The following is an 8,419-nucleotide window of genomic DNA, read 5'->3' on the forward strand; positions in this document are numbered from 1 at the left end:
CCCATCCCCCCCCCCATGTCGCGCCCGCCCCCGACCTGGCTCAGGCTGGAGGGGTCGGGGTCGGGGTTCTTCTCAGGTCCTCCTGGTGGGCCGGATGCGGAGGAGTGATGGTGGCGACGACGCGTGACGGTGCTCCTGTCGCGATCGAAGGCGGCGGCGTGGAGCTGCGGATGAAGGAGCTCGGCGGGGACATGACCGTCGCCTTCGTGCGGCTGCCCGAAGGCGCGGACATGGGCCCCGCGGTCAAGGGGCTGCCGGGGGACATGTGTCAGTGCCCCCACTGGGGCTACCTCTTCAAGGGGCGCCTGAAGATGCGTACGCCGCACGGGGACGAGGTGTACGAGGCGGGTGAGGCCTTCTACTGGCCCGCCGGTCACGTTCCGGAGGCGCTTGAGGACTGTGAGTACGTGGACTTCTCGCCGACGGGGCCGTTCGCCGAGGTGATCGACCACATCAAGGCGGGGGCATCGGGCTGAGCCCCTTCACCCCTGCGGGAGCTCCGTCAGGCGGTTGACCTCCGCCGCGTGTTCGCTGAGGCGGTGGCCGGTGCTGCCCGAGGTGTAGAGGACCGTGCCGACGACGGCGGTCGGCAGGGAGAGCAGCAGCAGGGCGAGCAGGCCGGCCCAGTCGCGCTCGGAGTCGCAGCGGGTGCCCTCGGCGGCGGCGTAGTCCTCGTAGGGGCGGTTGCGTTCGCTGTGCTTCGTGTAGAAGACGCGGGACTCGCAGTTCGCGTCGTCGCGGCCCTCCGCGCTGAAGGGCAGCAGCAGCTGGCAGGCGATCCACAGCCAGATCCCGGCGGCGGCGGCCAGCAGGCTGAAGCCCCAGGCCTGCTTGCGGCGGGCGCTCTCGCGGAAGGCCGTGTCGTACACCAGTGCTCTCATGCCGCCGAAATTAGCAGCCGGAATCAGAAGCCAGGATCAGCAGCCGGAATCAGCAGTCCGAGCGGCGGCGTCCGGGTCGCCTACGGCTTCTGGTTCTCGGCGATCAGCCGCTTGAAGGCCTCCGGGGTCACGGACTTGATGCCGTCCCCGGAGTTGACGGTGATCTTCTTGCCGTCGATGAAGACCGCGGGGGTGCCGTTGATGTCCTCGTCGTAGAAGGCCCGGCCGACCTTGTCCACCCAGGGCATGTAGGTGAGTTCCTTGACCGCCCGGTTGAAGGCGGCCGTGCGCAGGCCCGGGACCTGGTCCGCGAGGGCGAGGAGGGTGGAGGTGGAGGCGAACTTGTCGTCGGTCTCCTTCTCCGGGTGGTTCGCGAAGAGGACCTGGAGGTAGTCCATGAACTTCCCCGGGCTCTCGTTCGCCGCAGCGCCCAGGGCGCCCAGGGCGCGCTTGGAGCCCTTGCCGCCGCCGAGGGCCCCGTCCAGGAAGGTCGCGAAGCGGTACTCGACCCGGTAGGCGCCGGCGTCGGCCTGTTCCCTGATGGTGGGGCCCAGGCCCTGTTCGACGCCCGCGCAGAAGGGGCAGCGGGGGTCCAGCCAGATGGTGAGGGTGTGCGGGGCGTCGGCCTTGCCGTACGGGACGACGATGCCGTCCTTGCCTTCGGTGTGGGCGGGTTGGACGAATGGCTTGCCCGCGGCCTCGTCGTCGCCCGGTCCGGCCGACTTCGTCGCATAGATCCCCGTACCGGCGGCGACGGCGAGCACCGCGAGGACGGCCCCGCCGATGAGCAGGCGGCTGCGCCGCTGCGTGCGGCGCGCCTGTGCCTCGCGTTCCGCGCGGAGCCGGTCGCGGGCCTCGCGGCGCTGGTTGCTCTTCGTGGTACTCGCCATGGACACCAGCGTAAGGAGTGAATCAGGTGAAACCAGAGGACTTTGGGGTGATCCGGGCATGGGCGAAGGTCCTCGGACGGACGGGTCGTGGGGCCCGGGTGAAGACGAGACGAATGGTGCGTCACATCTGCTGGGGGAGCGGCGAGTCGAAGTCGAATACCTGATAGACAGGGGATATTCACGGCTCGTCCGGCTGTCGACGTCGACAGCCGCCTTGGGGGGATCGCCGCACTGTGAAGCCGCTTCACCGTCACCTCGTCAGTACCTCGCGCAAGGTCCTGTGCACGGCCGCACTCGCGGCCAGCCTGACCACGGCCGCGGTGGTGACCACACCGTCGACCGCGGACGCGGGCGAGTCCGGGCCGACCCCGGACAGTCCGCAGGCCACCGACCGCGGAGACGCCCGGCTCGACCTCCCCGTGGAGGTCGCCGACCCGCAGGTGCCCGATCCGGCGGGTGCCGGTACGGCCGAGGGGGCCAGCGGGATACCCGGAACGGCCCTCGACGCCTACCGTCGCGCCGAGGTGTCGGTCGCGGCCGCGCTCCCCGGCTGCAAGCTGCCCTGGCAACTGCTCGCGGGCATCGGCCGGGTCGAGTCCGTCCACGCCTCCGGCTACGGGCTCCAGGCGGACGGCTCCACCGAGAAGCCCATCCGCGGCCCGCGCCTCGACGGCAACGGCTTCGCCAAGATCCTGGACACGGACAAGGGCGAGTGGGACGCGGACACCGAGTTCGACCGGGCCTTCGGCCCGATGCAGTTCATCCCCTCCACCTGGGCCACCTGGAAGGCCGACGGCAACGGGGACGGCAAGCGCGACGCGAACAACATCTACGACGCCGCGCTGGGCGCCGGCCTCTACCTGTGCGCGGGTGACAAGGACCTCAGCAACCCGGCCAAGCTGGACGCGGCGATCCTCAGTTACAACAACTCGCGCGAGTACGTGAACACCGTGCTGGGCTTCATGCGGCAGTACCAGGAGGGCGGCGCCACCGAGGTGCCGAACCCGCCCGCCGGGAACTACCCGACCCCGCCGCCGGGCACCCTGCCGACCCCGCAGGCCCCGGTCACCCCGCAGCAGCCGGTCAAGCCGACGCCGCCGACCACCCCGCCGAAGACGCCCCCGACGACCCCGCCCACCACCCCGCCGACGACGCCCCCGACCACTCCGCCGACCGAGCCGGAGAAGCCGGTCCCGCCGGCTCCGCAGCTGGACGTGCTGGAGGTGGTCGGCGACAGCGCGCTCACGGCCGAGGCCGGGGCGCCGTTCGCGCGGGATCCGAAGGTCAAGGTGCTCCTCAGCGACGGCAAGCCCGCCGTCGGCCATGACGTCGTCTTCACCGTCGAGGGGGACTCCACCGCGGGCACCGCCTTCGCCGGCGGCGAGGATTCCGTGGTGGTCAAGGCGGGGGCCGACGGCACCGCGGCCGCGCCCGGTCTCACCGCGGGCTCCAAGGCCGGCACGTTCACCGTGCGGGCCTCGGCCTACGGCAAGGTGGGCGTGCGCACGGTGAAGTTCACCGGCACCGTGACCCCCAAGCCGCTGCCCTTCGCGGACCTGCTGGCCCGCACCGGCGGCACCGAGCCGCTGGAAGCGGTCGCCGGGAAGAGCCTCACCGGCATCGAGGTCCTGGCCACCGAGAAGGGCAAGCCCGTCGCGGGTACGCAGACCACCGCGGGCCTGGTCGTGAAGGACGCGGACGGCAAGTGGGTCCCGGTGGACCCGGCGACGGCGAAGGGTCCGTACTTCCGGGACGCGGACGGCAAGAAGCTCTTCACCCAGCAGCTGCCCAAGACGGGCGCCGACGGGAAGATCGCCGTACCGGAGCTGTTCACCGAGGACGTGCCCGCGGGGACGTACTTCCTGCGCCTGGTCACTCCGCAGAACGTGAGCCTGGTCCTGGAAATCAAGATCACGGCCCCGGTCACCGCCCCGGCCCCGCAGGACCCGCCCAAGTAGGCCCGACCCGGGCCCTGCCCGTGACGGACGAAGCCGCCCCCGGCGCCGTGGAAACGGCGCCGGGGGCGGCTTCGTCCGCGTCGGCCCCGCCCGTGCGGGAGGAGGGCGCGGGGAAAGGGCGCGGGGAAAGGCAGGAGCCCTGCCGCTCTGCTTGCGCAGAGGTGACAGGGCTCCTTGGGTACTGCTTATCCAACCGCGAGAGTTGGCCCAGGCGACTAGGCCGGGGTGACGTTCTCCGCCTGCGGGCCCTTCGGACCCTGCGTGACGTCGAAGTTCACCGTCTGGTTCTCCTCCAGGGAGCGGAAGCCAGAGGCGTTGATCGCGGAGTAGTGGACGAAGACATCCGGGCCGCCGCCGTCCTGGGCGATGAAGCCGAAGCCCTTTTCAGCGTTGAACCACTTCACGGTTCCGGTAGCCATGAGCCCTCCTATGGGCCAAAGGGTCGCCCTGCTCCAGAACCTGCTAAGAAGTCTGAAAACTACAAAAGCCTGCGGGTCACATTCTCCGCAGGCCTCGTACTGCAAGGGAAACCAAACTGCAACTTGCGACGAGCCTAGCACGCACCCTGCGGCCGAGACCAGAGGGAAAGATCACGTCACCCGGACGTTTGAGGCTCGCCGGAACGCTGACGTGTGACCCGCTGGAAGGCATAGGGAGATCCGAGGGCTAGTCTCGCGATGTGGACGTCTATCGCAGCCGGCCCCGCGTCGGCCACATCCAGTTCCTGAACTGCCTCCCCCTCTACTGGGGGCTGGCCAGAACCGGCACGCTGCTGGACCTGGAGCTGACCAAGGACACCCCCGAGAAGCTCAGCGAGCGCCTGGTCGAGGGGGAGCTCGACATCGCCCCGATCACCCTCGTCGAGTTCCTCCGCAACGCCGACCAGCTCGTCGCCTTCCCCGACCTCGCGGTCGGCTGCGACGGCCCGGTGATGTCCTGCGTGATCGTCTCGCAGGTTCCCCTGGACCAGCTCGACGGCGCCCGCGTCGCCCTCGGTTCGACGTCCCGCACCTCCGTGCGCCTGGCCCAGCTGCTGCTCTCCGAGCAGTACGGGGTCGAGCCCGACTACTACACCTGCCCCCCTGACCTGGGGGTGATGATGCAGGAGGCCGACGCGGCCGTGCTGATCGGCGACGCCGCGCTGCGGGCCGCCCTGCACGACGCCCCGCGGCTCGGCCTGACGGTGTACGACCTGGGGCAGATGTGGAAGGAGTGGACCGGACTGCCGTTCGTCTTCGCCGTCTGGGCCGCCCGCAAGGACTACCTCGCCCGGGAGCCGGCCGTCGTGCAGAAGGTCCACGAGGCCTTCCTCGCCTCCCGGGACCTCTCCCTGGAGGAGGTCACCAAGGTGGCCGAACAGGCGGCCCGCTGGGAGGCCTTCGACGCCGAGCTGCTGGAGCGCTACTTCACGACGCTCGACTTCCGCTTCGGTCCCGATCAGCTGGCCGGCGTACGGGAATTCGCGCGCCGAACGGGAGCGACCACGGGATACCCGACGGATGTCGCCGTGGAGCTCCTGCCCGTGGCCGTTCCGGAACACTAAGGGCGCACCGGCTGCCTTTCCCGGCAATTCCCTTCCTTTTCGTATTCCGTTCGCCCGGGGTGAATACGGAATGGAATCGGCGCGCCCCGTGATCCGCCCCTGAGCCCCCGCCCACCGCCTAAGGTGCTGCTTGGCCGGACCGCGCAGGGTCCGCCGTCCGGGGGATGGGGGACAGGATGCAGCCGCTCGAAGCGGGCGAACCGAGGACCATCGGCGCGTACCGGCTGCTCGGCCGGCTCGGTGCGGGCGGGATGGGCCGCGTCTACCTGGGCCGCAGCGCGGGCGGGCGGACCGTCGCCGTCAAGATCGTGCACCCGCACTTCGCCGCCGACGAGGAGTTCCGGGCCCGGTTCCGCCGCGAGGTGGAGGCCGCCCGCCGGGTGGGCGGGGAGTGGACCGCGCCCGTGCTGGACGCGGACCCCGAGGCCCCGGTGCCGTGGGTGGCCACCGGCTACGTGGCGGGCCCCTCCCTCGACCGGGCGCTGGCCGGGCACGGCCCGCTGCCCGAGGCCTCCGTACGGGCGATCGGGGCCGGGCTGGCCCGGGCCCTGGTGGCGGTGCACGCGCTGGGCCTGGTGCACCGGGACGTGAAGCCGTCGAACGTGATGCTCACCCTGGACGGGCCCCGGCTGATCGACTTCGGGATCGCGCGGGCGACCTGGGGGTCCCCCCGGACGGAGTCTGGGGGAGGAACGGCCTCGCTCACCTCGACCGGGGTCTCGGTGGGATCCCCCGGCTACATGTCGCCCGAGCAGATCCTGGGCAAGGGGGTCACCGGAGCCGCCGACGTCTTCTCGCTCGGTGCGGTGCTCGCCTTCGCCGCGACCGGGCGGCCCCCCTTCAGCGGGGACAATTCGGCGACCCTGCTCTACAAGGTGGTCCACGAGCCGCCGGAGCTCGATTCCGTGCCGGCCGGGCCGCTGCGCGAGCTGATCGAGGCCTGTCTGGCGAAGCGGGCAGCGGACCGGCCCGCCCCGGAGGCCGTCGCGGCGGCCCTGGACGGGGCCCTGCTCGTCCCGGGCTGGCTCCCCGCGGCCCTGGTGGAGGAGGCCAGCCGGGCCGCGGTGGCCCTGCTCGACCTGGACGCCGTGGCGGCGGAGAGCCCCTCGGGCCCGGTCCCCTTCACCACTCCCTCGTACGGGGGCCAGGCAGCGCCGGTGCCCGGCGGGGAGTTTGGTGCGCCGGACCCCTCGTACGCGAACGGCGGCGGCCCGTACGGCCCGCCCGCGCACACGCCCGGAGCCGGGGTCCCGCAGACGCCCGGCGGCGGGGTCCCGCAGCCTCGGACCGCGCCGGAGGACCGCCGGGTGAGCCTGACCGCCGCCGGGCGCCGCTTCAGCTGCACCCTGGTCCTCGCGTCGGCCGCCGCGCTGGCGCTGCTGTCCGGCGGGCTGTACGGGATGGGCCTGCTGCCCGGGACGGGTGACGGGGGCCAGGACATGGCCGACGGCGGTCCGCGGCCCTCCGCTTCCGCCCCGGCCCCCGCCGCGAGCCCGCCGTCCGCGACCCCGGGCGGCGAGCCGAGCACCTCCCCGGGCGGCGGGGCCCCGAAGGGGACGCGGCAGGACGTCCCCAAGGAGCTCGTCGGCACCTGGAAGGGCACGGTCACCACCGCCCGAATGGGTGTCCCCAGCGAGTTCGAGATCACCATCAGGGGCGGCAAGGTCGGCGAGGTCGTGGCCCGGGACAAGTCGGTCCTGCCCGTCTTCGGGACCGACTGCAGCGGCGACTGGAAGCTCGCCTCCGCCACCGACCGCTCGCTCGTCCTGGACACCTCGGGCGGCCCGAACCCGGCCCCCGGCATCTGCTCCAACGGCTCCGCCGACGAGCGGTTCACCCTCAAGGAGAACGGGACCCTGCACTACGCGTCGGGTGACGGCCCGGCCGGGAACCCCGAGGGCGATCTGACCCGCAGCCCCTGAATTCCTCCGCCGGGCCCTGGCGTAGGCTGGCTCGGTCCGGACCTCTTGACACACCGCCGAAAGGTGACGCACCGGTGACCGACCAAACCACTCTCCAGTCTGTCCTCGACCGCGCCGCCGCTGGGGGCCGGATCACGAAGGAAGAGGCGCTCGACCTCTACCGGCATGCGCCGTTGCACGCGCTCGGCCAGGCGGCCGATGCGGTGCGCGAACATCAACTACACCAACGTGTGTGTGACGGCGTGCAAGTTCTGTGCGTTCTATGCGGCGCCGAAGGATGCGAAGAAGGGCTGGTCCCGGGATCTGGACGACATCCTGCGCCGTTGCGCGGAGACCGTCGAGCTCGGTGGCACGCAGATCATGTTCCAGGGCGGGCACCACCCGGAGTACGGGGTGGAGTACTACGAGGAGCACTTCTCGGCGATCAAGGCGGCGTTCCCGCAGCTGGTGATCCATTCGCTGGGTGCTTCGGAGGTCGAGCACATGGCGAAGATCTCGGGTGTGTCGGCGGAGGAGGCGATCCGGCGGATCCATGCGGCGGGTCTGGACTCGTTCGCGGGTGCGGGTGCGGAGTTGCTGCCGGAGCGTCCGCGGAAGGCGATCGCGCCGCTGAAGGAGTCGGGGGAGCGGTGGCTGGAGATCATGGAGATCGCTCACCGGCTGGGTGTGGAGTCGACGTCCACGATGCTGATGGGCACGGGTGAGACGAACGCGGAGCGGATCGAGCACATCGCGATGATCCGGGACACGCAGGACCGGACGGGCGGGTTCCGTGCGTTCATCCCGTACACGTACCAGCCGGAGAACAACCATCTCAAGGGCCGTACGCAGGCGACGATCTTCGAGTACCTGCGGATGATCGCGGTCGCGCGGCTGTTCCTGGACAACATCGCGCACATCCAGGGTTCGTGGCTGACGGTCGGCAAGGAGGCGGGTCAGCTGTCGCTGCACTTCGGTGCGGACGATCTGGGTTCGATCATGCTGGAGGAGAACGTGGTCTCCTCGGCGGGTGCGAAGCACCGTTCGAACCGGCAGGAGATCATCGACCTGATCCGCAAGGCGGGCCGGACCCCGGCGCAGCGCGCGACGACGTACGAGCACCTCCTGGTGCACGAGGACCCGGCGAACGACCCGGCCGACGAGCGCGTGGTCTCGCACATCTCCTCCACCGCCATCGAAGGCGGCACCGCACACCCCGAACTGAAGCTCATCGCGACGAACTGAC

At 71.2% G+C, this 8,419-nt stretch carries 7 protein-coding genes and 1 pseudogene; 5 read left to right on the top strand and 3 right to left on the bottom strand.

Annotated features, from left to right (window positions below):
- Window positions 1-107 precede the first annotated feature (107 nt).
- Entirely contained in the window at window positions 108-476 is a 369-nt protein-coding gene (locus tag IO30_RS0128720; protein ID WP_031147689.1) for a cupin domain-containing protein, read from the top strand.
- A 6-nt stretch (window positions 477-482) separates the two neighbouring features.
- Here IO30_RS0128720 and IO30_RS0128725 read toward each other — a convergent pair whose 3' ends face one another.
- Both IO30_RS0128725 and IO30_RS0128730 read right to left on the bottom strand, forming a co-directional pair.
- On the bottom strand, window positions 483-881 hold the full coding sequence (locus IO30_RS0128725) for a hypothetical protein (protein WP_031147691.1): 399 nt from the start codon (window positions 879-881) through the stop codon (window positions 483-485).
- 80 nt (window positions 882-961) lie between these two features.
- Window positions 962-1,771 (bottom strand): thioredoxin domain-containing protein, encoded by an 810-nt coding sequence (locus tag IO30_RS0128730; RefSeq protein ID WP_031147693.1) that lies wholly within the window; start codon window positions 1,769-1,771, stop codon window positions 962-964.
- A gap of 233 nt (window positions 1,772-2,004) precedes the next feature.
- Here IO30_RS0128730 and IO30_RS45635 point away from each other — a divergent pair, with 233 nt between their 5' ends.
- Entirely contained in the window at window positions 2,005-3,729 is a 1,725-nt protein-coding gene (locus IO30_RS45635) for a lytic transglycosylase domain-containing protein (protein ID WP_031147695.1), read from the top strand.
- Between the two features lie 215 nt (window positions 3,730-3,944).
- Here IO30_RS45635 and IO30_RS0128740 read toward each other — a convergent pair whose 3' ends face one another.
- Complete coding sequence (locus IO30_RS0128740; protein ID WP_030012116.1) at window positions 3,945-4,148, bottom strand: cold-shock protein; 204 nt, start codon at window positions 4,146-4,148, stop codon at window positions 3,945-3,947.
- A gap of 260 nt (window positions 4,149-4,408) precedes the next feature.
- Between IO30_RS0128740 and IO30_RS0128745 the strand changes: the two genes are divergently transcribed.
- From IO30_RS0128745 to IO30_RS40965, 3 genes and pseudogenes are all read left to right on the top strand, one after another.
- Window positions 4,409-5,272 (top strand): menaquinone biosynthetic enzyme MqnA/MqnD family protein, encoded by an 864-nt coding sequence (locus IO30_RS0128745; RefSeq protein ID WP_031147697.1) that lies wholly within the window; start codon window positions 4,409-4,411, stop codon window positions 5,270-5,272.
- A 176-nt stretch (window positions 5,273-5,448) separates the two neighbouring features.
- Window positions 5,449-7,194, top strand: coding sequence for a serine/threonine-protein kinase (locus IO30_RS0128750; protein ID WP_031147699.1), 1,746 nt, complete (start codon window positions 5,449-5,451; stop codon window positions 7,192-7,194).
- A 74-nt stretch (window positions 7,195-7,268) separates the two neighbouring features.
- Window positions 7,269-8,418 (top strand): annotated as a pseudogene (locus tag IO30_RS40965) (CofH family radical SAM protein).
- The last annotated feature ends 1 nt before the right edge of the window (window position 8,419 follow it).

Source organism: Streptomyces xanthophaeus (genome assembly GCF_000725805.1).
In the GTDB taxonomy this organism is placed as follows: Bacteria; Actinomycetota; Actinomycetes; order Streptomycetales; family Streptomycetaceae; genus Streptomyces; species Streptomyces xanthophaeus.

What these genes read in the sequence shown, in the direction of transcription:
- IO30_RS0128730 (WP_031147693.1), bottom strand. Translation starts at nt 1,771, where the DNA reads ATGGCGAGTACCACGAAGAGCAACCAGCGCCGCGAGGCCCGCGACCGG.
- IO30_RS0128750 (WP_031147699.1), top strand. Translation starts at nt 5,449, where the DNA reads ATGCAGCCGCTCGAAGCGGGCGAACCGAGGACCATCGGCGCGTACCGG.
- IO30_RS0128720 (WP_031147689.1), top strand. Translation starts at nt 108, where the DNA reads ATGGTGGCGACGACGCGTGACGGTGCTCCTGTCGCGATCGAAGGCGGC.
- IO30_RS0128725 (WP_031147691.1), bottom strand. Translation starts at nt 881, where the DNA reads ATGAGAGCACTGGTGTACGACACGGCCTTCCGCGAGAGCGCCCGCCGC.
- IO30_RS0128740 (WP_030012116.1), bottom strand. Translation starts at nt 4,148, where the DNA reads ATGGCTACCGGAACCGTGAAGTGGTTCAACGCTGAAAAGGGCTTCGGC.